General features: G+C 66.9%; 24 protein-coding genes and 1 riboswitch. Of the genes, 3 read left to right on the forward strand and 21 right to left on the reverse strand.

The window, feature by feature from the left end:
* Positions 1 to 3: 3 nt before the first annotated feature.
* From AC07O3_RS02520 to AC07O3_RS02535, 4 genes are read right to left on the reverse strand one after another with little or no spacing between them, the layout of a single operon-like run.
* A complete protein-coding gene (locus AC07O3_RS02520) occupies positions 4 to 942 on the reverse strand; it encodes a thiamine phosphate synthase (protein WP_495338500.1) in 939 nt (312 codons plus the stop codon).
* Positions 939 to 1,751 carry a thiazole synthase gene (locus AC07O3_RS02525; RefSeq protein ID WP_093075251.1) on the reverse strand — a complete coding sequence of 271 codons (813 nt, stop codon included), beginning with the start codon at positions 1,749 to 1,751 and terminating at the stop codon, positions 939 to 941. The genes AC07O3_RS02520 and AC07O3_RS02525 overlap by 4 nt, the downstream gene beginning before the upstream one ends.
* 18 nt (positions 1,752 to 1,769) lie before the next feature.
* The gene (gene thiS / locus AC07O3_RS02530) at positions 1,770 to 1,967 is read right to left on the reverse strand and encodes a sulfur carrier protein ThiS (RefSeq protein WP_093074833.1); all 198 of its coding nucleotides are present in this window, start codon (positions 1,965 to 1,967) and stop codon (positions 1,770 to 1,772) included.
* Positions 1,964 to 3,055 (reverse strand): FAD-dependent oxidoreductase, encoded by a 1,092-nt coding sequence (locus AC07O3_RS02535; RefSeq protein ID WP_495338501.1) that lies wholly within the window; start codon positions 3,053 to 3,055, stop codon positions 1,964 to 1,966. Before AC07O3_RS02535 ends, thiS begins: the two co-directional genes overlap by 4 nt.
* Before the next feature lie 44 nt (positions 3,056 to 3,099).
* On the opposite strand from AC07O3_RS02535, the gene thiD reads away from it, so the two are divergent.
* Positions 3,100 to 3,954, forward strand: coding sequence for a bifunctional hydroxymethylpyrimidine kinase/phosphomethylpyrimidine kinase (thiD, locus tag AC07O3_RS02540; protein WP_495338502.1), 855 nt, complete (start codon positions 3,100 to 3,102; stop codon positions 3,952 to 3,954).
* On the opposite strand, the gene AC07O3_RS02545 is transcribed toward thiD, so the two are convergent.
* Positions 3,893 to 5,230, reverse strand: a complete 1,338-nt coding sequence (locus AC07O3_RS02545) for a purine-cytosine permease family protein (RefSeq protein WP_495338503.1) — start codon at positions 5,228 to 5,230, stop codon at positions 3,893 to 3,895. The two genes, thiD and AC07O3_RS02545, sit on opposite strands and share 62 nt — an antisense overlap.
* Positions 5,231 to 5,306: 76 nt before the next feature.
* A riboswitch (TPP riboswitch) is annotated at positions 5,307 to 5,407 on the reverse strand.
* Between the two features lie 201 nt (positions 5,408 to 5,608).
* On the opposite strand from AC07O3_RS02545, the gene AC07O3_RS02550 reads away from it, so the two are divergent.
* On the forward strand, positions 5,609 to 7,501 hold the full coding sequence (locus tag AC07O3_RS02550) for an adenylate/guanylate cyclase domain-containing protein (protein ID WP_495338504.1): 1,893 nt from the start codon (positions 5,609 to 5,611) through the stop codon (positions 7,499 to 7,501).
* Here the strand turns inward: AC07O3_RS02550 and AC07O3_RS02555 are convergent.
* A complete protein-coding gene (locus AC07O3_RS02555) occupies positions 7,488 to 8,222 on the reverse strand; it encodes a TetR/AcrR family transcriptional regulator (RefSeq protein ID WP_495338505.1) in 735 nt (244 codons plus the stop codon). The two genes, AC07O3_RS02550 and AC07O3_RS02555, sit on opposite strands and share 14 nt — an antisense overlap.
* A gap of 114 nt (positions 8,223 to 8,336) precedes the next feature.
* Here AC07O3_RS02555 and AC07O3_RS02560 point away from each other — a divergent pair, with 114 nt between their 5' ends.
* Entirely contained in the window at positions 8,337 to 9,641 is a 1,305-nt protein-coding gene (locus tag AC07O3_RS02560) for an aspartate aminotransferase family protein (RefSeq protein WP_495338506.1), read from the forward strand.
* On the opposite strand, the gene AC07O3_RS02565 is transcribed toward AC07O3_RS02560, so the two are convergent.
* The 15 genes from AC07O3_RS02565 to AC07O3_RS02635 form a co-directional block, all read right to left on the reverse strand.
* Entirely contained in the window at positions 9,638 to 10,708 is a 1,071-nt protein-coding gene (locus AC07O3_RS02565; RefSeq protein WP_495338507.1) for an NAD(P)/FAD-dependent oxidoreductase, read from the reverse strand. The two genes, AC07O3_RS02560 and AC07O3_RS02565, sit on opposite strands and share 4 nt — an antisense overlap.
* On the reverse strand, positions 10,666 to 10,995 hold the full coding sequence (fdxA, locus tag AC07O3_RS02570) for a ferredoxin FdxA (RefSeq protein WP_056599092.1): 330 nt from the start codon (positions 10,993 to 10,995) through the stop codon (positions 10,666 to 10,668). Before fdxA ends, AC07O3_RS02565 begins: the two co-directional genes overlap by 43 nt.
* Before the next feature lie 43 nt (positions 10,996 to 11,038).
* On the reverse strand, positions 11,039 to 12,379 hold the full coding sequence (locus AC07O3_RS02575; protein ID WP_495338508.1) for a sulfate adenylyltransferase subunit 1: 1,341 nt from the start codon (positions 12,377 to 12,379) through the stop codon (positions 11,039 to 11,041).
* The gene (gene cysD, locus AC07O3_RS02580) at positions 12,379 to 13,320 is read right to left on the reverse strand and encodes a sulfate adenylyltransferase subunit CysD (RefSeq protein ID WP_093054501.1); all 942 of its coding nucleotides are present in this window, start codon (positions 13,318 to 13,320) and stop codon (positions 12,379 to 12,381) included. Before cysD ends, AC07O3_RS02575 begins: the two co-directional genes overlap by 1 nt.
* A gap of 43 nt (positions 13,321 to 13,363) precedes the next feature.
* Positions 13,364 to 13,996 (reverse strand): phosphoadenosine phosphosulfate reductase domain-containing protein, encoded by a 633-nt coding sequence (locus tag AC07O3_RS02585; RefSeq protein ID WP_093174176.1) that lies wholly within the window; start codon positions 13,994 to 13,996, stop codon positions 13,364 to 13,366.
* 21 nt (positions 13,997 to 14,017) lie between these two features.
* Positions 14,018 to 14,413 (reverse strand): DUF934 domain-containing protein, encoded by a 396-nt coding sequence (locus tag AC07O3_RS02590; protein ID WP_093054503.1) that lies wholly within the window; start codon positions 14,411 to 14,413, stop codon positions 14,018 to 14,020.
* Positions 14,410 to 16,188, reverse strand: a complete 1,779-nt coding sequence (locus tag AC07O3_RS02595) for a nitrite/sulfite reductase (RefSeq protein WP_354336039.1) — start codon at positions 16,186 to 16,188, stop codon at positions 14,410 to 14,412. Before AC07O3_RS02595 ends, AC07O3_RS02590 begins: the two co-directional genes overlap by 4 nt.
* A gap of 303 nt (positions 16,189 to 16,491) precedes the next feature.
* Positions 16,492 to 17,310 carry a M55 family metallopeptidase gene (locus AC07O3_RS02600; protein ID WP_495338509.1) on the reverse strand — a complete coding sequence of 273 codons (819 nt, stop codon included), beginning with the start codon at positions 17,308 to 17,310 and terminating at the stop codon, positions 16,492 to 16,494.
* Between the two features lie 14 nt (positions 17,311 to 17,324).
* Positions 17,325 to 18,407: a P1 family peptidase gene (locus tag AC07O3_RS02605; RefSeq protein ID WP_354336042.1), complete on the reverse strand. Its 1,083-nt coding sequence runs from the start codon at positions 18,405 to 18,407 to the stop codon at positions 17,325 to 17,327.
* Positions 18,408 to 18,422: 15 nt separating this feature from the next.
* The gene (gsiD, locus tag AC07O3_RS02610; protein WP_093054511.1) at positions 18,423 to 19,349 is read right to left on the reverse strand and encodes a glutathione ABC transporter permease GsiD; all 927 of its coding nucleotides are present in this window, start codon (positions 19,347 to 19,349) and stop codon (positions 18,423 to 18,425) included.
* A gap of 10 nt (positions 19,350 to 19,359) precedes the next feature.
* Positions 19,360 to 20,280 (reverse strand): glutathione ABC transporter permease GsiC, encoded by a 921-nt coding sequence (gene gsiC, locus AC07O3_RS02615; protein WP_093054513.1) that lies wholly within the window; start codon positions 20,278 to 20,280, stop codon positions 19,360 to 19,362.
* Between the two features lie 48 nt (positions 20,281 to 20,328).
* Positions 20,329 to 21,882: a glutathione ABC transporter substrate-binding protein GsiB gene (gsiB, locus tag AC07O3_RS02620; protein ID WP_093054515.1), complete on the reverse strand. Its 1,554-nt coding sequence runs from the start codon at positions 21,880 to 21,882 to the stop codon at positions 20,329 to 20,331.
* Between the two features lie 78 nt (positions 21,883 to 21,960).
* Positions 21,961 to 23,838: a dipeptide ABC transporter ATP-binding protein gene (locus AC07O3_RS02625; RefSeq protein WP_426392893.1), complete on the reverse strand. Its 1,878-nt coding sequence runs from the start codon at positions 23,836 to 23,838 to the stop codon at positions 21,961 to 21,963.
* Positions 23,839 to 23,877: 39 nt separating this feature from the next.
* Complete coding sequence (locus tag AC07O3_RS02630; protein WP_495338510.1) at positions 23,878 to 24,846, reverse strand: isoaspartyl peptidase/L-asparaginase family protein; 969 nt, start codon at positions 24,844 to 24,846, stop codon at positions 23,878 to 23,880.
* Positions 24,843 to 25,829 (reverse strand): MurR/RpiR family transcriptional regulator, encoded by a 987-nt coding sequence (locus tag AC07O3_RS02635; RefSeq protein WP_495338511.1) that lies wholly within the window; start codon positions 25,827 to 25,829, stop codon positions 24,843 to 24,845. The genes AC07O3_RS02630 and AC07O3_RS02635 overlap by 4 nt, the downstream gene beginning before the upstream one ends.
* Between the last annotated feature and the right edge of the window lie 369 nt (positions 25,830 to 26,198).

Consider the following 26,198-nt stretch of genomic DNA (forward strand, 5'->3'; position numbering starts at 1 on the left):
TGTTCAGTTGCTGACCGTGGCGGCGCTCATGGCTGCCATCCATTGCGCGGCCGTGGCCTCGGGGTCTTCGGCCGCGACCAGCGCGCGCACCACGGCGACGGAGCCGACGCCTGTGGCCAGCACCTCGGGCAGCCGCACGGCATCGATGCCGCCGATGCCGACCTGCGGATAGCCGCGCAGCAGGCGTGCATAGGCGCCGAGCCGGGCCGCGCCCTGCGGCGCGGTGGCCATCTTCTTGAGCGTGGTCGGGTACACCGCGCCCATCGCGATGTAGCTCGGGCTCACCTTGTCGGCGCGCACCATCTCGGCATAGCCGTGCGTGCTGACGCCCAGCCGCAGGCCCGAAGCACGCAGTTGCGCCAGTTCGTCGGGCGAGAGCGCGTCGAGGTCTTCCTGGCCGAGGTGAATGCCGTAGGCGCCGGCCGCGATGGCGACCTGCCAGTGGTCGTTGATGAAGAGCAGCGCACCGGTGCCTTGCACCGCTTCAACGGCCGCCTGCACTTCGCGCTCGATGGCTGCGACATCGTCGGACTTGAAGCGCAGCTGCACCGTCGGTACTCCTGCACGCGCCATGCGGCCGACCCATTGCGCGTCGGGCAGCACGGCGTACAGGCCGAGCCGTTCGGGGCAGGGCGGAAATGCGTCGTCGCGCGCAGTGGGTGGAAACGGCCGCATGCCGAAGTCTTCGGGCGCGTCGGGCCACAGCATGGCGTCGAAGCTGCTCAGGCGTTGTGTCTTCGCGTGCCAGGCATGGGCCAGGCATTCGGCATCGATCTCGATGAAGCCGAGGGCCGTGCAGGCCTGCTTGGCGCCGCGGTAGACCGGATCGTCCGAAGAGAAGTTCGGTGCACTGATGGGCGCGGATGTGATGGCACCAAAGCGCAGCCCGTGGGCCGCGACGATGGCGTGCGCGATGGCGCGGGCGTCGCTTGCGGTGCTCATGGTGCGTGATGCCAGAAGGGCGTGCCGAGTACGGGCGTGCTCGGCTGGGCGGCGTCTTGCGCTGCCATGGCGCCGGCGCGATATGCGGTGCGGCCGGCCTGCACCGCGTCGGCGAAAGCGCCCGCCATCGCGACCGGGTCTTGCGCCAGCGCAACGGCTGTGTTGAGCAGCACGCCGTCGTAGCCCCATTCCATCACCTGGCAGGCATGCGACGGCAGCCCCAGGCCCGCGTCGACCAGCATCGGCACCTTCAGCCGATCGCGCAGCACCTGCAGCGCATAGGGGTTGACCGGCCCGCGGCCGGTGCCGATGGGTGCGGCCCATGGCATCACCGCCTGGCAGCCGACATCGACCAGTCGCTGGCACAGCACCAGGTCTTCGGTGCAATAGGGCAGCACCTTGAAGCCGTCGCGGATCAGCTGCGAGGCCGCATCGACGAGGTTCAGCGTGTCGGGCTGCAGCGTGTAGTCGTCGCCGATCAGCTCGAGCTTGATCCACGGCGTGTCGAACAGCTCGCGCGCCATCTGCGCGGTGGCGATCACTTCCTGCACGCTGTGGCAGCCGGCGGTGTTGGGCAGCACCGGCACGTCGAGCTTGCGCAGCAACTCCCAGAAGCCGTTGCCAAGGTCGCTGTTGCCCGAGCCCTGGCTGGCAGTCTGGCGGCGCAGCGATGCGGTCAACATCGCTGGCCTTGCGCGCTTCACGGCGGCTTCGAGCAAGTCGGGCGAGGGGTAGCGCGCAGTGCCGAGCAGCAGGCGGCTCTGGAAGGTTTCGCCGTAGAGCACCAGTGGGTCGTTCGTGGTCGTCATGTTCTTTGTCTCCATCATTCAACCGCCCGTCACGGGGCGGATCACTTCGATGCGGTCGTCGGACTGCAGTGCGCGCGCGGCATACGCCGAACGCGGCACGAACTCGCGGTTCACGGCCACCGCGAAAGGCGGCGTGGCGTTCAGTGCGGCCAGCGCATCGGTGAGCGTGGCGTGGTCGGGCAGCACGAAAGGCTTGTCGTTGATCAGGATGTTCATGTGTCGAAGGTCTCCATGCCGAAGCTCCTTGCGAGGGCCGAGTGGCCGTGCGCGAGCAGCTCCATCGCGGCGTCGAGCAGCGCGGGCGCGATCATGAAACCGTGGCGGTACAGGCCGTTGATCTGCAGCACGCGCGGCTGCGGCTGGCGGATGGCGGGCAGGTTGTCGGGCAGCGTGGGGCGGCACTGCGTGGCGATCTCGACGACGCGCGCTTCGGCGAAGCCGCTGTGCACGGCATAGGCGGCGCTCAGCAGTTCGAGCGTTGAGCGCACGCTGGCGGGCGACATGTCGTCGGACTCGATCTCGGTCGCGCCGATCACGAACAGGTTGCCGGGCTTGGGCGCGATGTAGAGCGGGTAGCGCGGGTGCACGAGGCGGGTGGGGCGCTGCAGGCTCACTTCGGGCGCATGCGCGCGGATTACTTCGCCGCGCACGCCGCGCAGTGCGCTCCACTGGGGCTTGGCGCCGAGGCCACGGCAGTCGAGCACCCAGTCGGGCTGGCCTGTCGTGCCGGGTGAAAAATCAGACGGTGCGCGTGGTGATTGCCAGTGCAGCGTGACACGAGGGCTGGCCTGCAGCGTCGCGAGCAGTGAGGCCAGCAGCGCACGGTTGTCGAGCTGGCCTTCGCCCGGCAGGAACAGGCCCTGCGCGAAGCGCTGGCCCAGCGAAGGCTCCAGCGCTGTGATGGCCGGGCCGTCGAGCGTCTGCATTGGCGCGAGTTCGGGCACCTGCGCGCCGGTGCGGGCGAGCACGCGTGCAAGCCGCGCGGCTTCGGCGCTGTCCTGCCGGTGCCAGAGCACCAGCGTGCCTTCGCGCTGGAAAAAAACGGGCTGCGCCAGCAGGGCCAGCAGTTCGGGCCAGCGCGAGAGCGCGTGCTGCCCCATGCGCACGACCGACACCGGCGCCACGGCCGATTCGGCAAGCGGCGCAAGCATTGCCGCTGCCACGCGCGCGGCAGCGCCTTCGGCATCGGGACTGCCGGCTTCGAACAGATCGACCTTGCAGCCAGCCTGCGCGAGCGTCACCGCCAGCAGGCGGCCCATGAGGCCCGCGCCGAGGATGGCGGCCGATTGAAAAGGAAGGCTCACAGCCGTGCTCCTTCGCATTGCCGATACCGCCGATAATTTTCGGCATGACCCAAGGACCCACCCAGCGCTACGCACGCGTGCTTTCCATCGCCGGCTCCGACAGCGGCGGCGGCGCCGGCATCCAGGCCGATCTCAAGACTTTCGCGGCCCTCGGCTGCTACGGCATGACGGCCATCACCGCGCTCACTGCGCAGAACACGCTCGGCGTATCGGGCATCCACGGTGTGCCGCCCGATTTCCTCAAGGCGCAGATCCAGGCCGTGGTGGAAGACATCGGCGTCGATGCCGTCAAGCTCGGCATGCTGCATGCGCCCGAGGTGGTCGAGGTGGTGGCCTGGGCCATCGACCGCTACCAGTTGAAGAACGTGGTGCTCGACCCCGTGATGGTCGCCACCAGCGGCGACCGCCTGATCGCCGCCGAGACGGTGCAAGTGCTGGTGCGCGAACTGTTCCCGCGCGCCGTGGTCGTCACGCCCAATCTCGACGAGGCGGCCTTGCTGATCGGCCATGCCATCGATGGCGTCGATGCGCTCGATGACGCGGCAAGCGAGTTGCTCGCGCTCGGCGCGAAGGCCGTGCTGCTCAAGGGCGGCCATCTGCCGGGCGATGAGGTGGTCGACGTGCTGCTGCAATCCGGCGGTGAGCGCAGGCGCCTGGCTTCCCGGCGCATTGCCAGCCGCAACCTGCACGGCACGGGATGCACGCTGTCGTCCGCCATTGCCGCGCACCTTGCGTTGGGTGCGGCGCTGCCCGAGGCGGTCGAACGGGCGCGCACCTACATCCTCGGCGCGATGGCTGCCGGTGCGGATGTGAAGATCGGCGCGGGTCATGGCCCCCTCAACCACGGCTTTGCGCCAGTGCCGACGCACCGCCTGCCGTTGTCAGCTTCGGCCGGCTGAGCCAGGCCAGCACGAAGGTCGCCGCCAGCGTCGGCAGGGCAGAGCCGAACTGCGGCGCCCACTTGGCCAGCGCGTGATACGCCGCGATGCCCGCGATCCAGATCAGCGCCGCGCCGAAGTCGATCTGGCGCGTACCGGCCAGTGATACCGACTGGCCGCTGCCCAGCCGCCCGATGATCACGCCGTACAGCGGCACGAACACCGAGCTCAGAAGCAGCAGGAAGGGCTCCAGCGTGTGCATCGGCAGCACCAGCGCCAATGCGATGGACAGCGCGGCCAGCAGCAGACCCCAGCGCTTCACGCTCCATCGCGGCAGCAGGCTGTGCGTGGAGACCGAGCCCGAATAGACATCGCCGTACGCGTTGTCGAGCTCGTCGATCAGGATCAGGCCCAGCGCCACCAGTCCGCCTTGCGCCAGCAGCAGCGCGGTGACGAGGCTCACGCCGGGCTCGGCCACGCTCACCACCATCACGCCCAATGCGTAGCACCAGATGTTCGCCAGCGCATAGCCGATCCAGGTGCCGCTGAACGCGCTGCCCAGCCCTCCGGCATTACGTTTGCCATGTCGCGCGTAGTCGGCCACCAGCGGCAGCCAAGACACCGGCATCGCAATCACGAGGTCGAGCGCGCTGAACATGCCCATCGTGCCGTCGCCCGGGCGCGCCCAAAAGGCGTCCAGGCCCTTGGCCTGAAGCCGCGTCGCGAATTGCCATGTGAGCCAGAGCAGCGACAGCACCACCAGCGGCAAGCCGAAGCGGCTCACGAAGCGCCTCACCAGCTTGACCATCGAGCCCGCGAGCAGCGCCAGCAGCACCGCGCCCCACAGCAGCGTGGTCAGCACGCCGCCCCAGGCGGTGCCCAGCGAGGGGCCGACCACCGATTGGCCGATGGCCTGCGTGCCTTCCCGCATGATGACCAGCTCGAAGGTGGTCCAGCCCACCAGCTGCACGATGTTGAGCAGCACCGGCAGCCGCGCGAAGGCACTGCCGTAGGTGGCGTGCATCAGGCCGGCGCTCGCCAGGCCGCTCTCGCAGCCAAGTCGCGCGGTCCAGGCCAGCAGGCCGGCGCCGACGCAGGAGCCGAGCACGATGGCAATGACCGCATCGCGCGTGCCCACGGCCGGCACCAGGTAGGCGCCGATCTGCATCACCAGCAGGCCCACGCCGAGGCTGAACCAGAGCGAAGCATGGTCGTGCCAGCCGAACACGCGCTGGGACGCGGGCAGCGGCGTCAGCGCCTCGTTCGAGACGATCGCGTCGTTGTTGTCGTTTGCCATCCATTTGCTCCAGTGCAAAAGGTTTGGCAGGTGGGCGGGGCCCCAGTGGCGCGGCCATCACGCGAGAGAACGTGAGAGGCCACCGGACCAGCTTCCCTGCGCGAGGATTACCTCAATCAGGTTCAAAGGGACTTTCTCAGCCGGACGGCAAGCCGCCCAACACCCCTAGCAAGTACGCCGCGAGGAACCCACGGCGCGGGCCGGAGTTTATCCCCTGCGGGGAAGCCGCAACAGCATGCGTGCCTTTGCGAGGCAGGGAAAACCCGCAGAGCGTGCACAGGCCACGAGAGAATCGGCGTCCAAAGAAGAACTGCCAATCAAAGAAACGGGAGCGCGCGCCGATAAGCGAGCAGGAACAAGAAATGAAGAAGGACTTGCATGGCAGATAGGGATTTCGCTGGCACCGGCCTACGGCGCTTCAGGGTCGACGTAGGCACCATCATCTGCGCCGTCGCGCTGTTGCAGTCGCTGCTGCTGGTGGCATTCGGCTACTGGGCCGCTGAGAAGCTGGTGTCCAGGGTGGGCACGGCCTCGCACAAGATCAACCATGACCGGGTCGAGGACAACGTGCTCGCCTTCCTCGCCAAGACCGAGGGAGTCATCCGATCGATTGCCGACTCTCCCAGCGTGCACGCCACCGGCGAGGATGGCGAACAGACCGCCGAGATGCTCTGGACCATGCTCGAGCAGACCCCCGAGCTCGACAGCATCAACGTGGCCACCGACGACGGCCACGTCTTGATGGCTGTGCGCTACCCGACCCCGGCCATCCGGCAGGTGTTGCGCGGCCCCGACTTCAGCACCGAAACCTGGCAGTACAAGCGCTCGCCCGACGCCGAGGGCGGCGACGCGAAGCAGCGCTTTGCTACGACGGCCATCACGGCCTATCGCAGCGACTTCGACCCCGAGAAGCGCACCTGGTACCGGGAGGCCATGAAGGCGCATGGACCCGTGTGGACCCAGCCTTTCCTGATGAGCGACTCACAGGAGCTTGCAATCGGCCATTCATTGCCCAGCGCACGTGTCGACGACGAGGGGCACACACGCCGGCTCGTGATCGACGGCAACGTGTCGCTGGGGCATCTGTCGAAGCTCGTGCGCATCTTCGGCGCGCTGGGGACCGGCGAGAGCGCCTTGCTGAGCGCCGACCATCACGTGATTGCGCGCAGCGACCACCCCGACCCGGTGCGCGAACTGGAGTCGCCAGACACCGGTGTGCTAGGCGCCTTGCATGCGCACATGCTTGCCGCGGGCAAGGCGGGTGGCGCCGACGACATGGCTTTTTCCATCGAGCATGAAGGGCGCAAATACCTCGTGCAGACCTCGCACATCCCGCACACCCGGTGGCAACTCGTCAGCTGGGAGCCCGAAGACCTGCTGCTCGGGGGCCTGCATCGTTCGGTGCTCTGGGCGCTGCTGCTGACGCTGAGTTTTCTCGGCATCGCGCTGTTCATCTCGCTGCGGCTGTCGAAGCTCGTGACCCAGCCGATCGAAAACCTCGCGCTGGTCGCGCGCCGCATCGGGCGACTGGAACTCGACAACCTGCCGCTCGAGTCGAGCCGGGTTCTGGAGATCCAGCATCTGAATCAGGCGCTGGACGAATCGGCGCGCAGCCTGCAGGCCTTTCGCAAGTTCGTGCCGGTGGACATCATCCGCCAGCTCGTCGCCGAGGGCCACGCGCTCGCGCCCAGCGGCTCGCCGCGCCGCATCACCGCGATGTTCACCGACGTGGAGGGCTTCACCACCATCTCCGAATCGATGGAAGCCGACGTACTCGTGAGGCAGCTGACCGAGTACTTCAACCTGGCGGCCGGTATCTTTGCGCGGCATGGCGGCGTGGTCGACAAGTTCATGGGCGACGGCATCATGGTGTTGTGGGGCGCGCCGTCCGACCTGGAAGATGCGGAATACCGGGCCTGCGTCGCGGCGCTCGAACTGCATGCCGAAATGGACGTGCTCAACGGCAAATGGCGGGGCGAAGGCCTGCACGAGTTCCGCACGCGCGTAGGCATCCACACCGGCCACGTGATCGCGGGCGTGCTCGGGTCGAGCAACCGGCTGTCTTACACCGCCATCGGCGACGCGATCAATGCGGCAAGCCGCATCGAGGGCGCCAACAAGGAACTGGGCACGCGCACGCTGATCTCGCAGACGACCTTCGAGGGGCTGGGTGAGCGGCTCGCCACGCGCCGCATCGAGGAGATGGCTGAGTTGCGCGGCCGGCAGACGCGCATGGTGCTCTACGAACTGCTGGGGCCTACGCAGCCCTGACCCTGCGCGCGAACGCCTCCAGCCCGTCGATGGTGATCTGGATGTGTCGCTCGAAGCTGCTGTCGAGCGGCACGGTGGTGCCGTTGTCCCAGCGCAGGATGAAGGCTTTGTTGGCCAGTTGCGCCAGGTTGCGCGTGAGCACCGGGTGGTCGAGTGGGCGAATCGTGTGCACGCGCTCGCGCAGCTCCTCGGCCCAGGCCTGGGTGTTGTCCACGGGCAGGGGCGAGAACTCCATCGTCAGGAAGCCCAGCATTGCGGCGATCACGCAGTTGTAGGCCTCCAGCAGCGGCTCGCCCTCGAAGCCAGCCTCGGTCAGCGCCGCCAGCACGCCCTCGACCAGCTCGATCGGCAGGCTGCCGTTCGACACCAGCTGCGCGCCCAGCAGCTGCGCCACGTTCGGGTGGCGCCGCACCGCGGTGCGGCAGCGGCGGAACAGTTCGGCGATCCATGCCTGCCAGTCGAGCTTGCCGGGCGGCGGCGTGACTTCGGCCATGACGGTGGCGGCCACTTCGGCCAGCAGTGCCTCGCGCGTGCTCACGTGCCAGTGCACCGTGGCCGGATAGACGTCGAGCCGCGCCGCGACCTCGCGCATGCTGAAGGCACCAAGGCCGAATTCGTCGATCTGCGCCAGTGCGACTTCGGCGATGCGCTGTTTCGTCAGGCCGCCACCGCCGGCGGGGCGGCCGGCCGTACGGGGCTTGGGAAGCGATTTCTTCGTCATGGTTGCGGCCATTGTGCGGCAGCCGGGTTGACTGTATAAACAATATTAATTGAGCACTGACTAATAATCTGCTCTGCAAGCGACGATCGCACCACCACCCGAAGGACATCCGCCATGACCCATGCCGCCATCGACCAGGCTCTTGCCGGCGCATACCAGCGCTTCACCGAGAGCAACCCCGCCAGCCGCCATCAGTTCGAGGAACAGGCGCGCTACATGCCCGGCGCCAACAGCCGTTCGGTGCTGTTCTACGCGCCGTTTCCGCTGACCATCGCCAAGGGGGAGGGGGCCGCGCTGTGGGATGCCGACGGCCACCGCTATGCCGACTTCATCGCCGAGTACACGGCCGGCGTCTACGGCCACACCGCACCCGAGATCCGTGAAGCCGTCACCGAGGCGATGCAAAGCGGCATCAACCTCACGGGCCACAACCTGCTCGAAGGCCGGCTGGCAAGGCTTATCTGCGAGCGTTTTCCGCAGATCGAGCAGTTGCGCTTCACCAACTCGGGCACCGAGGCGAACCTGATGGCGCTGACTGCCGCGCTGCACTTCACGGGGCGCCGCAAGATCGTGGTGTTTGCGGGCGGCTACCACGGTGGCGTGCTGGGTTTCGGCGCAAAGCCGCTGCCGACGACGGTGCCGTTCGATTTCCTGGTGCTGCCCTACAACGATGCGCAGACGGCGCGCGAGCAGATCGAAAGGCACGGCGCCGAGATCGCCGCCGTTCTGGTCGAGCCGATGCAGGGGGCGAGCGGCTGCATTCCGGGGAGCCTCGACTTCCTGCAGGCGCTGCGCGAATCGGCCACGCGCGTCGGCGCGCTGCTGGTTTTCGACGAGGTGATGACCTCGCGCCTGGCGCCGCACGGGCTGGCGAACAAGCTGGGTATTCGGTCAGACCTCACCACACTGGGCAAGTACATCGGCGGCGGCATGTCCTTCGGCGCTTTCGGGGGGCGTGCCGACGTGATGGCGCTGTTCGACCCGCGCACCGGGTCGCTGGCCCACTCGGGCACCTTCAACAACAACGTGCTGACGATGGCCGCCGGTTACGCAGGCCTCACCAAGCTGTTCACGCCCGAGGCGGCCGGCGCACTGGCAGAGCGGGGCGAGGCGATGCGGGCGAGGCTCAATGCGCTGTGCGTGAAAGAGGGCGTTGCGATGCAGTTCACCGGGCTGGGCTCGCTGATGAACGCGCATTTCATGGGCGGCGAGGTGCGCAGCGTTGCCGATCTGGCACCAGTCGATGGCCGCCTGCGTCAGCTGCTTTTTTTCCACCTGCTGAGCGAGGGCATCTACACCTCGCCGCGCGGCTTCGTCGTGCTGTCGCTGCCATTGGCGGATGCGGATATCGACCGCTACGTGGCCGCCATCGGCAGCTTCATCGGCGAATACCGGGCGCTGCTGCCTGGCGCGCGTTAACGGGAGCCGGAAACGCCCAGCAGCTCGTGCAGACGCGTGCTGGTGGTCGTGTACTGCAGCGGCACGGCCTTGCCTGGGAACACGATGGCCGTGGCGCCCCAGGCGGCCAGCGTGGCCTCGTGGAAGCCGCAGACGATGAGCTTCTTCTTGCCCGGGTAGGTGTTGATGTCGCCCACCGCGAACACACCGCGCTCGCGGGTTTCGTATTTCTCGGTGTCGACAGGCACCTGTTTGCGCTCCAACTCCAGGCCCCAGTCGGCGATGGGGCCGAGGCGCGGCGAGATGCCCAGACAGGCGATCAGCGCGTCGAGCGGCAGATCGACAGTCGTTGCGTCAGGCGTGGTGATCTGCAGTCGCTTGCCGTCGAAGGCAGTGGGCTGGCCGACCTTGAAGGCCAGCTTGCCCGCGGCCACGAGGGCGCGCATAGCTGAGATGTTGGCCTCGTCAGCCTGGAAGCCGTCGCGCCTGTGCACCAGCGTGACCTGCTTGGCTGTGGCCGTGAGCGCAATGGCGGTTTCGAGCGCGATGTCGTCGCCGCCATTCACCACCACTGTCTGCCCGGCGAAGCGGTCCAGCGAATCGGGGTGATAGAAGAGCGAACTGCCTTCGAACTGCGCAATGCCTTCGACGGCAATGCGCTTGGGCACGAAGGCCCCGACGCCGGCCGCGATGAACACCGTCTTCGCCAGGAAGGCCGTGCCGACCGAAGTCGTCAGCAGCAACCGGTCGTCAGCCTGGCGCTCCAGCGTGGCAACCTGCTCGCCGAAATGAAACTGCGGCTTGAACGGCGCCACCTGCTGCAACAGCGACTGCGCCAGACCGCGCCCGCTGGTCACCGGCGTGCCGGGAATGTCGTAGATCGGCTTGTCGCCATACAGCGCCACGCACTGGCCGCCCGCGGCGGGCAGTGCATCGACGATATGACAGGAGATTTCGAGCAGGCCCAGCTGGAAGGCCTGGAACAGCCCCACGGGGCCGGCACCGACGATCAGGGCGTCGGTTTCGATGGGGGTAGCCAAGGTGCTCAGCGCACCAGCTCCCCGATCTTGTCCGTCTTGTCTTTCCACTCTTCGGCGTCAGGCAGGGCGGGCTTGCGCTTGGTGATGCTCTTCCAGCCGTCGGCCAGGGCCAGCTCGGCGTTGATCTTGATGAAGGCGATCTGGTTGGCCGGCAGGTCTTCCTCGGCGTAGATCGCGTTGACCGGGCATTCGGGGATGCAGACCGCGCAGTCGATGCATTCGTCCGGGTCGATCACCAACATGTTGGGACCTTCGCGGAAGCAGTCGACGGGGCAAACGTCCACGCAGTCGGTGTATTTGCAACGGATGCAGGCTTCGGAGACGACGTGAGTCATTTGTCTTTTAACGTCAGTGTGAGATCGGGGGAAACCCGAGATTTTAGGCCTTTGCGGCGGCGGGCTGCACGAGCACGGCAGCAGCGGTCTTGTGGGAGGCCGTATCGACCAGCACCAGGGAGCCCAAAGCACGCGATTGCGTGAAGGGAAGCACGGCCAGCGGCTGCTGCAATGCCAGCACCACGTCGCCGATGGCATTGGCTTCCAGCTGCGTTGCCGGCTCCGATTCGAGCGTCGTGATGTTCACGCGATCGACGATGCGCGCCACCTTGGCCTTGACCCAGCGGTGACCCTGCAGCGCCCAGTACACGCGGCCCGCGACCAGCGGCTCGTCGTCGAGCCAGGCCACGGTGGCGGTGATCTCGCGCACCGGCTCGAAGGCGCCGGGCGCCAGCAGCCAGTCGCCGCGCGACACATCGACCTCGCGGTCGAGCACGATGCCGGCGCTGTGGCCCGCATGCACCGCCTTCGGCTGGCGCGTGTGGCTCAGCACCTGCGCGACCGTGGCGGTCTGATTGCTCGGCAGCACGGTCACGCGCTGGCCGGGTTCCACATGACCCGAGGCGACGCGGCCCCAGAACACGCGGCGGCCCTGCGAGGTGTCGGCGGAAGAAGAGAACTTCTCGACCCACTGCACCGGGAATGCGAAGGGCACGGCCTCGTCCTGCGCCGTGACGGGCAGCTCCTCGAGCAGCTCGAGCAGGCTCGGGCCTTCGTAGCCGACCCAGTCGGCATGGCGCGTGGCCACGTTCCAGCCCTTGAGCGCCGAGATCGGAACGATGCCCGCAACCTGCACGCCGGCCGCTTCTGCAAAGGCGTGCAGCGCTGTCGAGATGCGTTCGAATGCCAGTCCGGCGTCGTCGATGGCGTCGAGCTTGTTCACCGCGAACACGATCGACTGCACGCGCAGCAGATGGCACAGCAGCGTGTGGCGGCGCGTCTGCGGGAGCAGTTCGCGCTTGACCACGGTGCCGTCTTCCACTTCGGCGGCCCAGGCCAGCTTGGTCGCGTCGACCAGCACAACGGCGGCGTCGGCGGCCGAAGCGGCCGTGACCATGTTGCGCGTGTACTGCTCGTGGCCCGGCGCGTCGCCGATGATGAACTTGCGCTTGGCGGTCGAGAAGTAGCGGTAGGCCACGTCGATCGTGATGCCCTGTTCGCGCTCGGCCGAGAGGCCGTCGGTCAGCAGGGCAAGGTCGGTTTCGCCGCCGCGTTGCACGCCGGCGAGCTGGTCTTGCAGCACGGTCTTGCTGTCGACCAGCAGGCGGCCGATGAGCGTGCTCTTGCCGTCGTCGACCGAGCCGCAGGTGATGAAGCGCAGCGCGGTGCCGGTGTCGCCGTGGACGTCGGTGTTCACAGGGGTAGCAGTCGTCGTCGCGCTCATCAGAAGTAACCGTCTTTCTTGCGTTTTTCCATGGATGCTTCGGACGTCATGTCGTCCATGCGCGTGGCGCCGCGCTCGCTGACGTCGACCGACAGCGTCTCCAGCACCACGTCGCCCGCGTCGGCCGCGAGGCTCTCGACCGGGCAGGTGGTCGTGATGTCGCCCACGGTGCGAAAGCGCACGTCGCGCACCTGTACCGTTTCGCCGTCGCGCGGCGGGGTGAGCTCGGTCACCGGCACCAGCAGGCCGCGGCGCTCCACCACTTCGCGCTTGTGCGTGTAGTAGATCGACGGCAGGCCGACATGCTCGCGCTCGATGTATTGCCACACGTCGAGTTCGGTCCAGTTCGAGATCGGGAACACGCGGAAGTGCTCGCCCGGCGCAAGGCGGGTGTTGAACAGCGTCCACAGCTCGGGGCGCTGGTCCTTGGGCTGCCATTGGCCGAAGCTGTCGCGGTGCGAAAAGATGCGTTCCTTGGCGCGGGCCTTTTCCTCGTCGCGGCGGGCGCCGCCGATCAGTGCGTCGAAGCGGAATTCTTCGATTGCTTCGAGCAGCGTCACCGACTGGTGCGCGTTGCGCGACTCGCCCGGATGGGCCAGGCGCACGGTGCCGCGCTTCATCGAATCTTCGACGCTGCGCACGATCAGCTCGGCGCCCAGTTCCTTCGCGCGCTGGTCACGATAGGCCGTCACTTCAGGGAAGTTGTGGCCGGTGTCGATCATCAGCAGCGGGTAGGGAATGCGGCCCACGCCGAAGGCCTTTTCCGCGCACTTCAGCAGCACCAGCGAATCTTTCCCGCCCGAGAACAGCAGGGTGGGGCGCTCGAAGGCGGCTGCGACCTCGCGCAGGATGAAGATGGTTTCTTCTTCCAGCGCATCGAGGTGCGTGTTGGAGAGGTGCGCTGGTGACAGCAGCAGTTCGGTTTCGGTACGGGCGTTCATCGGATGGGGTGCTGGATGCAGAGGATCGGTGAGCCGTTGGCTCTCAGTGCGCGAGATGCAATCCGCACTCGCGGTTGTCTTCGCCCTTGGTCGGGTCCACGTAGTCGAAGTTGTTCGGCAGGCCATGCGCTTCGCAGTACTCGTACAACTCCTTGGACGACCAGTGCAGCAGCGGCGCGACCTTGATCAGGCCGTCCGGATTGACGCTGACCGGGTCCATCTGCGCGCGCACGGCCGTGTCGGTGGCCCGAAGTGCGGTGAACCAGACCTTCGGTGCCGTCTCGCGCAGCGCGCGGGCAAAGGGCTCCAGCTTCACTTCTTCCGTGAACGCGGCATGGCGCGGATCGTCGAGCGCCGGGGTCGGGCCCTCGACCGCTTCGCGATGCGCACGCGAGCGGCGCGGCAGGTAGATGTGCAGGTCCAGGCCCAGCTGCTTGGTCACCTCGTCGGCAAAGCGGTAGGTGGCCTCGGTGTTGTAGCCGTTGTCCATCCAGACCACGGGAACATCGCGCTTTGCGCGCGTGACCATGTGCAGGATCACCGCCTCGAAAGGGCGGAAGTTGGTGGTGATGATCGCGGGCTGGCCCAGGCCGATCGCCCAGTCCACCAGGCCCTCGGCGTTGCGGCCGAGTTCGGTGTTGATGCGTGCGAAGTCGATGTCCGTGGCGATGCTCATGTCGAAGGTTCCCATTCGCTCTCAGTTGCCGGCCGCGAAGTGCGGCGCGGTCTGCACCGCGTCACCCTGGTAGAAGGCGGCGAAGCGGTCGAACTGGCGCTGCGCGTCGGAGGCGTCAACGCCTTCCTTGAGCACGGCGCTGGAGAAGCCGGTGCGTTCCATCTGCACCAGCTGGTCGATCAGCACGTCGCCCGTGGCGCGGATGTCGCCCTGGAAGCCCAGGCGGCGGCGCAGCAGGAAGGCCTGGCTGTAGGCGCGGCCGTCGGTGAACTTCGGAAAGTTCAGGTCGATGCGCTCGATGTCGGCCAGGCACACCTCGATGGCGAGCGGGTCGGCGTCGTTGGCCAGTTGCAGAACCTTCGGATCGCCGTCGTCGATGTGTTCTTCTGCCGAGAGGATGTTGAGTTTCTTGTTCATGCTGCTTCCTCCACCTTGAAACGTGCACCGTTGGCAGCAGCCTTGAACGGGTCCGGGCCTACGCGGCGCAGCGTGTCGATGAAGTTCTCGCCGCTTTCGCGGGTGTCGCGGTAGGTGGTGAGCACGGCCTCGATCACGCCCGGCACTTCGGCCGCCGAGAACGAGGGGCCGACAGCCTTGCCGGCCTGCGGCGTGCCGCTGAGCTCGGAGCCGTCGGAGCCGCCGAGGGTGACCTGGTACCACTCCTTGCCGTCCTTGTCGACGCCCAGGATGCCGATGTGGCCGCTGTGGTGGTGGCCGCACGAGTTGATGCAGCCGCTGATGTGCAGGTCGATCTCGCCCAGGTCGTCGAGCTCGTCGAGGTCTTGATAACGCTCGGTGATGGCTTCGGCGATGGGAATGGAGCGCGCATTGGCCAGCGCGCAGAAGTCGCCGCCGGGGCAGGCGATCATGTCCGTCAGCAGGTGCACGTTGGCGCTGGCGAGGCCGGCGGCGCGGGCGGCGAGCCACAGCGCGTGCAGGTCTTCGGCATGCACCCAGGGCAGCACCACGTTCTGGTCGTGCGTCACGCGGGCTTCGCCGGCCGAGAAGCGGTCGGCCAGTTGCGCGAGCGTGTCGAGCTGGTCGGCCGATGCGTCGCCGGGCGCCTGCTTCAGGCGCTTGAACGACAGCGTGACGGCGCGCAGCGCGGGGTTCTTGTGCGGTGCCACGTTGCGGGCGAGCCAGCGGGCGAACTGCACGTCGTCGGCGGCGTGGGCGCGCAGCTCGGCGTCGGTCTTCTCGGCGCTTTGCAGCACGCGGGTGGCCAGCGTCGGCGGCACGAAGGAGGCGGCCACGCGGTCGTACTCCTCCTGCGTGATGGTGTGCGGCGCACCGTCATGCTCGAGGATCTGCTTGTACTCGGCGTCGACGTCGTCGATGTAGCGCTGGCCTTCGGCCTTCACCAGAATCTTGATGCGCGCCTTGTAGATGTTGTCGCGGCGGCCATAGCGGTTGTAGACCCGGATCACCGCTTCGAGGTAATTCATGATCTGCTGCCACGGCAGGAACTCGCGCAGCACAGTGCCGATGATGGGGGTGCGGCCCATGCCGCCGCCCACCTGCACGCGAAAGCCGATTTCGCCCGCTTCGTTCTTCACCACGTGCAGGCCCACGTCGTGCCAGCCGGTGGCGGCACGGTCTTCAGTGGCGCCGGTAATGGCAATCTTGAACTTGCGCGGCAAGAACGCGAACTCGGGGTGCAGCGTGCTCCACTGGCGCATGATTTCCGCGAAGGGGCGCGGGTCGGCGATTTCGTCGACGGCAATGCCGGCGCGCTCATCGCTCGTGATGTTGCGGATGCAATTGCCGCTGGTCTGAATGCCGTGCATGTCGACCGAAGCCAGCAGGTCCATCACGTCGGCCGACTTGGCGAGCGGAATCCAGTTGTACTGGACGTTCTGGCGCGTCGAGAAGTGGGCGTAGTGGGTCGGGAGCTTGTGGCTGCCAAGCAGGCCCTGCGTCTCGATGGCCTTCTTGTAGACCTCGGCTTCGGGCTCGTCATATTCGCGGGCGATGCGGGCCAGCACGCGGATCTGGCGGCTCGAGAGCTCGCCGTAAGGCACGGCCACGCGCAGCATCGGCGCGTAGCGCTGCACGTACCAGCCGTTTTGCAGCCGCAGGGGGCGGAACTCGTCTTCGGCGAGCTTGCCCTTTTGCCAGCGCTCCAGCTGGTCGCGGAATTGGGCAGCCCGCTGGTGGACGAACTGGCGATCGAATTCTGTGTATTGGTACATCGTGCGTGCGTGTGTCTTGAAGTGCGGTGCGTCCAGCGCCCCAGCAAGAAGCCGAGATTCTGAAAGCCGGCCTTATGGAAACAAACTATTTTTTGGTTCGCGCTTTATGCGGATAAGCTTATTCGCCAGCATCCATGCGGGTTGCGGGACGGTTTGATGCTTATTCCGGATAAGGCGAGATGGCCGGAAAAGAGTTGCCGGACCCGGGAATTCTAGGAACCGGACAAGGCCCGGATGGGCGAACGGGTTCCTGGCCGCGCGGCCATCCGCTTCGCCATGCAGGCCTGAAGAGGGGCTGGCGCCTCAGCGCAGCATCGAAGACATTGCCGAACAGCAGTTCAGCATGCGCACCGCCGCTTCCACCGTATCGGCGGTGAAGCGCAGCGTGACGCCGTCGACGCGCTCGAAGGCCGGCCACTGGCAGAACAGGTCGGCCAGCGTGGTTGACTGGGTGCGCAGCGTCACGGTCTGCGGCCCCTTGAAAACGAGCGGTTTCGCGTTCGAACGCGCGGCCAGCGCTTCTTCCACCCCCGCACGAATCGCGCGGCGCGACTGCTCGGGCGACAGCGAAATGCCGCTGGTGCAGCCCGTCGCCTTCTTGGTCTCGACGAATGTCGCGTGCGGAAAGAGCGGGCGGTTCTCGGCGATGAACACGTCGTCGCCGCTGCCCATCACCACGGGCGCGCCGTATTCGCCGGCCAGCGCGCCATAGAGCCCGGCCTCGCCCAGTTCCTGCCCGCCGAGCGTGATGCCGGCAAACGCAAAGCTGTTGATCGTGTGCGCCAGGATGCCGCGCCCCTGCGCGCGCGAGTGGTAGCCGACCATGCAGACGGCGTCCACGCCTTCTTCCACGCCCGCCACCATGCTCAGGTAGCGCGGCTTGCCCTGCACGACGCGGGCGCGCGCATCGAGCACATCGGGCGGCATGTTGCGAAAGCCGCCGTGCGAGTCGTTCACCAGCACCTCGGTGGCGCCTGCGTCGAAGGCGCCGGCAATCGCTGCGTTGGCTTCCTGCGTCATCAGCAGGCGCGCGCGCTCGAACTCGGGGTTGCCCGGGCGCACCTGCTCGGAGTGATAGACGCCGGCGACGCCTTCGATGTCTGTGGAGATCAGGACTTTCATGGAGCGGCTCGCAGTCAGGCGTGGGTAGAAAGAAGGGCGGAGGCGGGCAGCACGTCGCCCAGTGCGGCGCGGTGGTTGCCGTCGCGACCGGTCACGGGCGTTGCGCGCCACAGGGCATGGATGATCGCCTGCTCGGTGCTGTCTGCCGCGGCCTGGAACAGCCCGTCGAGCAGCCCGTCGTGCAGCATCGCCACGGCCGGCATCGGCCGCTCGACGCGGTCGGGCACGGTGTAGGCGGTGGAAAAGGCCAGCACGATGTCGCCGCTGCCATGCCCGAAGACCGAGCCCGTGCGGGCCAGTCCGGCGCCCGCGCGCAGCGCCAGGCGGCGCAACTGGCGAGCGTCGAGTGGTGCGTCAGTGGCGACGATGATGATGATCGAACCCTTCTCGGCCTCGTCCACCGCCGGCAGGCTGCGCGCGGCCTGCAGCTTCGCCAGCCGGTCGCCCACCGAATGCCCGGCCAGCACCAGTTGCGGCTGGCGTCCGTAGTTCGCCAGCACCAGCGCGCCTACGGTATGGCAGCCGCCTTCGCGCGCCGACACCCGCCGTGATGCGCTACCGATGCCGCCCTTGAGCTGGAAGCTCGACATGCCGCGCCCCGCGCCGACCGAGCCCTGCGCAAAGTCGACGCCGGCATCAGCCAGCGCCTGCAGGTAGTCGGCCTCGGTCACGGCCATGCGCTGGATGTCGTTGAGAAAACCGTCGTTGCACTCGAACACCAGCGGGTTGACCGTGGGCAGCGTGCGTCCGCTCTCGGGGTTGTCGGCTACGCAATGGCGGATCTGCGCCGTGGCCACGGTGCCGACCGAAAACGTGTTGGTCAGCGCAATCGGCGTTTCGAGCACGCCGAGCTCAGCCACCTGCACCAGCCCCACGCTCTTGCCGAAGCCGTTGAGCACTACTGCGGCGGCCGGCACCTTGTCGCGGAACGGGTCGCCGGCGTGAGGGCGAATCACCGTCACGCCCGTCTGCACGGGGCCATCGCTGAGCGTCTGGTGGCCCACGGTGACGCCCGCGACGTCGGTGATGGCGTTGCGTTCGCCCTGGAGCAGGTTGCCGATGAAGGGGAGAGGGGCTTGCTGCTTGCTGGAAGACATGAAGAAGAACGGAAATTACTGGCGGTCGATCTTCGGATCGAGCGCGTCGCGCAGTGCATCGCCCAGCAGGTTGAAGGCGAGCACGGTGAAGAAGATGGCCAGGCTGGGGAACAGCGCCACGTGCGGCGAGGTCACCATGTCGGCGCGGGCTTCGCTGAGCATTGCGCCCCATTCGGGCGTGGGCGGCTGTGCGCCCATGCCCAGGAACGACAGGCTGGCGGCCGTGATGATCGAGGTGCCCACGCGCATCGAGAAATACACCACGATCGACGAAATGGTGCCCGGCAGGATGTGCCGCACGATGATGGTCCAGTCTGAAGCGCCGATGCTGCGCTCCGCTTCGATGTAGGTCTGCTGCTTCAGCACCAGCGTGTTGCCGCGCACGAGCCGCGCGAACGCCGGCACGCTGAACACCGACACAGCCACCACCACGTTGGTCATGCTGCTGCCCAGGATGGCCACCACGCCCAGCGCCAGCAGGATGCCGGGAAAGGCGAACAGCACGTCCGAGACGCGCATCACGATGCGGTCCCACCAGCCTTCGTAGTAGCCCGCCAGCAGGCCGAAGGCCGTGCCCACGAAGCCGCCCACCAGCACCGAGAGAAAGCCCGCCATCAGCGAGATGCGCGCACCCATCAGGATGCGGCTGAAGATGTCGCGGCCCAGCGGATCGACGCCGAACCAGTGCGTGGCCGAAGGCCCGGTGTTCAGCATGTCGTAGTCGAAGAAGTTCTCCGCGTCGAAGGGCACGATCCACGGCGCGAACACCGCGACGAACACCAGCAGCAGCACGAAGAGCGCGGCGACGATGCCCACCGGCTGCTTCTTGAAGCGGCGCCAGCATTCGCCCCAGGGCGTGCGGACCTTGCCAGCGATCTGGACGGCCGCGACAGGTGTCGTTGGAATGAGGGTTTCGGCAGGCACGCCGGAAGCTTGCGTCATGGCTGCTTGCTCACTTGTAGCGAATGGTCGGGTTGATGTAGCCGTACAGCACATCCACCACCAGGTTGATCAGAATGAATTCGAGCGAGAACAGCAGCACCAGCGTCTGGATGACGGGGTAGTCGCGCATCTGCACGGCGTCGACCAGCAGGCGGCCGAGGCCGGGCCAGTTGAACACCGCCTCCACGAGGATGGAGCCGCCCAGCAGGAAGCCGAACTGCAGGCCCATCATCGTCACCACCGGAATCAGCGCGTTGCGCAGCGTGTGCTTGAACACCACGCTGGATTCGCGCACGCCCTTGGCGCGCGCGGTGCGCACGAAGTCTTCCTGGATCACCTCGACGAACGAGGCCCGCGTAAAGCGCGCCATCACGGCCGCCACGGCCGCGCCCAGCGTGATCGAGGGCAGGATGTAGTGTTTCCAGCTGCTGGCCCCCACCGTGGGCAGCCAGCCGAGCTGGACCGAGAAGATCTGCATCAGCAGCATGCCGAGTGCAAATGCGGGAAAAGAGATGCCCGACACGGCGAGCGTCATGCCCAGCCGGTCGGGCCATTTGTTGCGGTACACGGCCGAAACAATGCCGATGCCCATGCCGAAGATCACCGCCCACACCATGCTGGTGATGGTCAGCATCACCGTCGGGAAGAAGCGCTCGCCGATTTCCACCGACACCGGCCGCCGCGTGCGAATGGAAGTGCCGAAGTCGCCTTGCAGCATGTGGGTGAAGAAGCTCACGAACTGCTGCGGCAGCGGCTTGTCGAGCCCGAGCTCCGCGCGCACCATGGCCACGGTCTGCTCGTCGGCCTCCTGGCCGGCGGCAAGGCGCGCTGGGTCGCCGGGCAGCATGTGGACGAACAGGAACACCAGCACCGCCACGATGAGCAGCGTGGGGATCAGGCCCAACAGTCGTTTGAGAAAGTAATTCAGCATGGGGTGCAGGCGGTCAACCCCTCACCCTGGCGGGTGAGGGGGCGAGGCTTAGTTCGCTACGGAGATTGCGTCGATGTTGATGTTGCCGTCGGGCATCACGAACACGCCGGAGAGGCGCTTGGCATGCGCCGACAGGTTCTGCTCCGTGACCATCGGCACGCGCGGCAGGTCCTTGCGGATCTCGTCCTGCGCGGTCTTGTAGAGCGCGGTCCGTTCTTTTTCGTCGACCGTCACCAGCGCCTTGGCCAGCGCGTTGTCGACCACCTCGCTCTTGTAGAACGACATGTTGTTCAGCTTGGGCGCCCACGCTTCCGAGGCGAACAGCGGGCGCAGGCCCCAGTCGGCTTCACCGGTCGACGAAGACCAGCCCGTGTAGTACATGCGAACCTTCGCCGTCTTCGGATCGGGCCATGCATCCACCTGCTCGGTGCGCTGGCCCACTTCGAGCGCCTGCACCTGCAGCTTGATGCCGATCTGCGCGAGCTGCTGCTGCACGAACTGGATCGTCTTCTGGCTGGTCGTGTTGTTGTAGGCGCTCCACAGCACCGACTCGAAGCCGTCGGGGTAGCCGGCTTCCTTCATCAGTTCCTTGGCCTTCTTCAGGTCGTAGGGAATGGGAGCCATCTTCTCGGCGTATTTCACGCCCTGCGGCACGATGCCCTGCGCGGGGAAGGCATAGCCGCCGAATGCGACCTTGGCCAGCGCTTCCTTGTTGATGGCGTAGCCGATGGCTTCGCGCACCTTGGCGTTGTCGTAGGGCTTCTGCAGCATGTTGAATGCCAGGAAGCGCGTGATGATCGACGGCGTGGCCACCACTTCGAGCTTGTCGCTCTTTTTCAGCAGGTCGGCCTGCTCGTAGGGAATGGGATACGCGAAGTCGGCTTCGCCGGTCTGCAGCATCGCGGCGCGCGTGTTGTTCTCGAGCACAGGCTTCCACGAGACCGTGTCGATCTTCGGGTAGCCCTTTTTCCAGTAGCCGTCGAACTTCTTGGCCTTGACGGCTTCGGTCTGCTTCCACTCGACGAATTCGAAGGGGCCCGTGCCCACGGGGTGGAAGGCGATGTCCTTGTTGCCCCACTTCTTCAGCGCGGTGGGCGAAATCATGGCGGCCGAGGCGTGGGCCAGCGAGTTGATGAAGGGACCGAAGGGCTCCTTCAGCGTGATGCGCACGGTCGTCGGGTTCAGCGCCTCGACCTTGCCCACGCGGTTGAACTGGTTGTAGCGCAGCAGCTTGTTGTCCTGGTTCAGCACGCGGTCGAGCGTGAACTTCACGGCCTCGGCGTTGAAGTCGGTGCCGTCGTGGAACTTCACGCCGGTGCGCAGCTTGATGGTGTAGACCAGGCCGTCCTTCGACACGTCGTAGCTCTCGGCGAGCACGTTCTGCACCTTCAGGTCCTTGTCGAACTGGAACAGGCCTTCATAGAAGGTCTTGGTCACTGCAGTGGTGATGGTGGTGTTGGTGTTGTACGGGTCCAGCGTTTCCGGCTGGTAGCCGATCGAGAGCACCACGTCTTTCGCGGCCAGTGCCGTGCCCGAAGCGGCCAGCGCGGCCAAGCCCAGCAGTGCGGATGCCCATCGCAGGGAGGAAGAAGATTGCGTCATGGAAGAACTCCAGTCGGTTCGTGGAAAAAAGCAGGAGGGCCTGCGGGTTGAAAAAATCGGTTGATCGATCGGAAAGGATCAGAAAGCGCCGCCAATGGCGTGCCGTGCAACGAAATGCCCGGGCGCAACCTGCACCAGCGGCGGCACGTCGGGCTCGTCGCCCACCGCGCGGATGGGGCTGGGAATCTCGCCTTCGAGCAGCGCGCGCGGCTTGTGACGGCGCGACGGGTCGGCCACCGGCACAGCTGCCATCAGCTTGCGGGTGTAGGCGTGCTGCGGTGCCTCGAATACCGCGCGGCGCGGGCCGATCTCGACGATCTGGCCCAGGTACATCACCGCCACGCGGTGGCTGATGCGCTCGACCACCGCCATGTCGTGCGAGATGAACAGGAAGGCCACGCCCAGCTCACGTTGCAGATCGAGCATCAGGTTGACGATCTGCGCCTGAATGGACACGTCGAGCGCCGACACCGATTCATCGGCCACCACAACCTTCGGGTTGAGCGCCAGTGCACGCGCAATGGCAATGCGCTGCCGCTGGCCGCCCGAGAACTCGTGCGGATAGCGCTGCGCCACCTCGGGCGGCAGGCCGACCTTCTGCAGCAGCCAGTCAACGCGCTGCTGCGCCTCGGCGCCCTTGGCGATGTTGTGGATGAGCAGCGGTTCCATGATCGAGAAGCCCACCGTCACGCGCGGATCGAGCGAGGCGAACGGATCCTGAAAAATGAACTGAATGTTCCGGCGCAGCGCCTGCAGCTCGCGCGTGGGCAGCTCGCGGATGTTCTTGCCGCCGAACTCGATGGCGCCGCTCTGGCTTTCGACCAGGCGCAGCAGCGAGCGGCCGGTAGTCGACTTGCCGCAGCCCGATTCGCCGACCAGCGCCAGCGTTTCGCCGGGGTACAGGTCGAAGCTGATTTTTTCCACCGCATGCACGCGGCGCTTCACGCGACCGAAGAGGCCGCTGCGCACGTCGAAGCGCGTGACGAGGTCGCGCACGCGAAGAATGGGGCCGGTGTCCTGGCGCACCGTGTCTTGCTGCGTGGGCGTTTCGACGGGCTGGGCGTCGGCGCTGGCCTCGGTGCGCAGCAACTCGAACTTGGCCGGCAGGTCGGTGCCCTGCATGGCGCCCAGCTTGGGCACGGCCGATAGCAGTGCGCGGGTGTAGGGGTGCTGCGGCGCCGCGAACACGGTGTCGGAGCTGCCTGCTTCCACCTTGTCGCCGCGGTACATCACGAGCACGCGGTCGGCAATCTCGGCGACCACGCCCATGTCGTGCGTGATGAAGAGCACGCCCATGTGCATCTCCTTCTGCAGCTCGCGGATGAGCTGGAGGATCTGCGCCTGGATGGTCACGTCGAGCGCGGTGGTCGGCTCGTCGGCAATCAGCAGCTGAGGCTTGCACGACAGCGCCATAGCGATCATCACCCGCTGGCGCATGCCGCCCGAGAGTTGATGCGGAAAGCGGTCGAGCACGTTGCGCGCTTCAGGAATGCGCACCAGCTCCAGCATGCGCAGCGCTTCGGCGCGCGCGGCCGAGTCGCTTTTGCCCTGGTGGATGCGGATGGCCTCGGAGATCTGCTCGCCGGCAGTGAACACCGGGTTCAGCGATGTCATCGGCTCCTGGAAGATCATCGCGATGTCCGCGCCGCGGATGTTGCGCATTGCGCTGTCGCGTGCCTGTGCGAGGTCGAGCACTTCGCCGTTGCGGCGGCGGAACGCCATGCTCCCGCCGAGGATGCGGCCACCGCCGTGCTCCACGAGCCGCATCAGCGCGAGCGAGGTCACCGACTTGCCCGAACCCGATTCGCCCACCACTGCAAGCGTTTCGCCATGGTCGACGTGGAAGGACAGCTTCTTCACGGCATCGACCGTGCGCTCGGAAGTCGAGAAGCGAACGGTGAGGTCGTCGACGGCGAGAACGCGGCCGTCCGGCAGGGCGAGGGCAGGGGTGGACATGGGAGTGCGAAGAAAAATGGGGCGTGCGGCGATGCGTTGTCAGGCGAAGATGGCCGTATGGGGCGCTTCGTCGCCGCGCGCGTGGCCGCGGTACATGCCTTCGGTGTTGAAGGCGAGGCTCAGATTGCCGTGGCGGTCGACGGCGATCAGCCCACCGGTGCCGCCGATGGCCGGCAGCGACTGCTGCACCACCGCGTGCGTGGCGGCTTCGAGCGTGGCGCCGCTGTAGGCCATGCGGGCGCACACGTCGTACGCAGCCGCCACGCGGATGAACATCTCACCGCTGCCGGTGCACGACACGGCGGCCGTGCGGTCGTCGGCATAGGTGCCGGCGCCGATCAGCGGCGAATCGCCGACGCGGCCGACGCGCTTGTTGGTCATGCCGCCAGTGGAGGTGGCGGCAGCCAGGTGGCCGTGCATGTCGAGCGCGACCGCACCGACGGTGCCGAACTTCTTGTCTTCGTCGAGCGGCGGCGTTGCTGCCGCCATCGACGCGCCTTCGTGGTCGACCACCACGCGGCCGGTGTCGCGCACGCGGTAGAGCTGCTGGCGGCGCGCCTCGGTGGAGAAGAACGAGGGCTCGACCATCTCCAGCCCGCGTTCGCGTGCAAAGGACTCGGCGCCCGCGCCGGCCAGCAGCACGTGCGCGCCGTCTTCGAGCACGGCGCGCGCGGCGCGCACCGGACGGCGGACATGGCACACGCCGGCAATGGCGCCGGCGGCGAGCGTGGCGCCGTCCATCACGGCGGCGTCGAGCTCATGGGTTTCGTCGTGCGTGAACACTGCGCCGTGGCCCGCGTTGAAGAGCGGGCAATCTTCGAGCATCTCGACCGCGAGGCAGGCGGCGTCGAGCGCGGATGCGCCCTTGAGCAGCGCTGCCTGAGCGGCGGCCACGATGCTTTTCAGCGCGTCGTGGTAGGCCTGCGCCTGTTCGGCGCTGGTCGTGGCGGCGCTGATGGTGCCGGCGCCGCCGTGGATGGCGATCACGGGCACATGAGTCTGGGTCATCGGGAAGCTTTCTTCTTCTTGCTGCCGGCGCCGCTGGGGGCGGGGGCATCGGATGTATGGGGCAGAGAGGCAGCACCGTTGCCTGTGCCGTTGATGCGCGGCAGGCCGTTGGCACCGTGCAGCCAGGGCCGCACTGCCTGCAGGATGCGGCCGGCCGACTGCACGGGGTCGGGCGCGCGCAGGGCGACTGCACTGGTCAGCGCCTCGATCAGCGCGAGCACGCTGGTCTCGCAATTCGGGCGATAGCTGGTTTCGGTCTGGCAATAGAGCGCCACGTCGGCCAGCGGGGCCAGTGGCGAGCTGGGGCGGTCGGTCAGCGCGATCACCGAGCAGCCCTGGCTGCGCGCGATCTGCGCGAGCGAAATGGTGTCCGTCAGGTAGCGCGGAAAAGTCAGGCCGATGAACACGTCCTTCGGCCCCGCGTGCATCAGCGTGCGCGCGGCATGGGTGACACCGCTTACGCCCGAGAGCAGGCGCACGTCGTTGCAGCTGCCGTCCAGCCCGTGCTGCAGCAGGCCGGCGAGCCATGCGCTGGCGCCGAAGCCGCCGATGTAGATCGAACGCGCCTTGCCGATGCGCTCCACCGCGGCTTCGCAGGCGGCGTAGTCCAGCGACTGCCGCGTGGCTTCGATGTTGCGGCGGCTCTCGTCGAGCGCGGTGGCGAACACCTCGGACACGGTGCTCGGGCGCTCCAGGTTGCCTCGCATGCGTTCCACCGGCGCCACCAGCGGCTCGAAGCCGCGCACCAGTTCCGCACGGAAGGTGGCGTAGCCATCGAACTCCAGCGCGCGCGCAAAACGGTTGGCCGTGGCGACCGACACCCCCACCGCGGCGGCGAGCTCGTCGATGGGCAGCGTGGCAACCTGCAGCGGGTGCTCCAGCACGTAGTCGGCCACCTGCCGGTGCGAGCGCGACAGCCGCGGCAACGCTTGCGCAATGCGCTGGGCCACGGTGGTGCCTGGGGTGTCGACGAGGATGCTCATGAAGGGTGCAACGTGCCCGAAAGTGTGCGTTTTTTGAAAACCAGTTTACAAATATAAGTCAGATAAGAAAATTTTCTGTCATTTTTGATCGAGATCGCAAGTAACGGGCCAGGGGTGAAGGGGCATGGAGGTGCCTTTGCAAGGGCTTATTCCCTCTGGAAACGGCGCGGGCAGGCCCTCGTGGCCCGTTAACTAGGGATTTCCCTAGGGCGATTTGCTCGTCGGGAGTCAATCCGCTGGCTTCCGACGGAAGCTGGTCGATAAGTGACGACCCATGAGCAATTTCCAGAGGCCGTTGACGTGACCAGCCCGGAGTGCAAGTACGCCAACAGCCGTGTTCGGTCTCAGTCGGCTATATGGCGCCCTTCG

This window comes from Variovorax sp. GW821-FHT09D05 (assembly GCF_059416325.1).

What these genes read in the sequence shown, in the direction of transcription:
- AC07O3_RS02590 (WP_093054503.1), bottom strand. Translation starts at nt 14,413, where the DNA reads ATGAACAAGAAACTCAACATCCTCTCGGCAGAAGAACACATCGACGAC.
- AC07O3_RS02605 (WP_354336042.1), bottom strand. Translation starts at nt 18,407, where the DNA reads ATGTCTTCCAGCAAGCAGCAAGCCCCTCTCCCCTTCATCGGCAACCTG.
- cysD (WP_093054501.1), bottom strand. Translation starts at nt 13,320, where the DNA reads ATGAACGCCCGTACCGAAACCGAACTGCTGCTGTCACCAGCGCACCTC.
- AC07O3_RS02635 (WP_495338511.1), bottom strand. Translation starts at nt 25,829, where the DNA reads ATGAGCATCCTCGTCGACACCCCAGGCACCACCGTGGCCCAGCGCATT.
- fdxA (WP_056599092.1), bottom strand. Translation starts at nt 10,995, where the DNA reads ATGACTCACGTCGTCTCCGAAGCCTGCATCCGTTGCAAATACACCGAC.
- AC07O3_RS02595 (WP_354336039.1), bottom strand. Translation starts at nt 16,188, where the DNA reads ATGTACCAATACACAGAATTCGATCGCCAGTTCGTCCACCAGCGGGCT.
- AC07O3_RS02525 (WP_093075251.1), bottom strand. Translation starts at nt 1,751, where the DNA reads ATGACGACCACGAACGACCCACTGGTGCTCTACGGCGAAACCTTCCAG.
- gsiC (WP_093054513.1), bottom strand. Translation starts at nt 20,280, where the DNA reads ATGCTGAATTACTTTCTCAAACGACTGTTGGGCCTGATCCCCACGCTG.
- AC07O3_RS02520 (WP_495338500.1), bottom strand. Translation starts at nt 942, where the DNA reads ATGAGCACCGCAAGCGACGCCCGCGCCATCGCGCACGCCATCGTCGCG.
- AC07O3_RS02585 (WP_093174176.1), bottom strand. Translation starts at nt 13,996, where the DNA reads ATGAGCATCGCCACGGACATCGACTTCGCACGCATCAACACCGAACTC.
- AC07O3_RS02550 (WP_495338504.1), top strand. Translation starts at nt 5,609, where the DNA reads ATGGCAGATAGGGATTTCGCTGGCACCGGCCTACGGCGCTTCAGGGTC.
- AC07O3_RS02600 (WP_495338509.1), bottom strand. Translation starts at nt 17,310, where the DNA reads ATGAAAGTCCTGATCTCCACAGACATCGAAGGCGTCGCCGGCGTCTAT.
- gsiB (WP_093054515.1), bottom strand. Translation starts at nt 21,882, where the DNA reads ATGACGCAATCTTCTTCCTCCCTGCGATGGGCATCCGCACTGCTGGGC.
- AC07O3_RS02575 (WP_495338508.1), bottom strand. Translation starts at nt 12,379, where the DNA reads ATGAGCGCGACGACGACTGCTACCCCTGTGAACACCGACGTCCACGGC.
- AC07O3_RS02625 (WP_426392893.1), bottom strand. Translation starts at nt 23,838, where the DNA reads ATGTCCACCCCTGCCCTCGCCCTGCCGGACGGCCGCGTTCTCGCCGTC.
- gsiD (WP_093054511.1), bottom strand. Translation starts at nt 19,349, where the DNA reads ATGACGCAAGCTTCCGGCGTGCCTGCCGAAACCCTCATTCCAACGACA.
- AC07O3_RS02555 (WP_495338505.1), bottom strand. Translation starts at nt 8,222, where the DNA reads ATGACGAAGAAATCGCTTCCCAAGCCCCGTACGGCCGGCCGCCCCGCC.
- AC07O3_RS02545 (WP_495338503.1), bottom strand. Translation starts at nt 5,230, where the DNA reads ATGGCAAACGACAACAACGACGCGATCGTCTCGAACGAGGCGCTGACG.
- thiD (WP_495338502.1), top strand. Translation starts at nt 3,100, where the DNA reads ATGACCCAAGGACCCACCCAGCGCTACGCACGCGTGCTTTCCATCGCC.
- AC07O3_RS02630 (WP_495338510.1), bottom strand. Translation starts at nt 24,846, where the DNA reads ATGACCCAGACTCATGTGCCCGTGATCGCCATCCACGGCGGCGCCGGC.
- thiS (WP_093074833.1), bottom strand. Translation starts at nt 1,967, where the DNA reads ATGAACATCCTGATCAACGACAAGCCTTTCGTGCTGCCCGACCACGCC.
- AC07O3_RS02560 (WP_495338506.1), top strand. Translation starts at nt 8,337, where the DNA reads ATGACCCATGCCGCCATCGACCAGGCTCTTGCCGGCGCATACCAGCGC.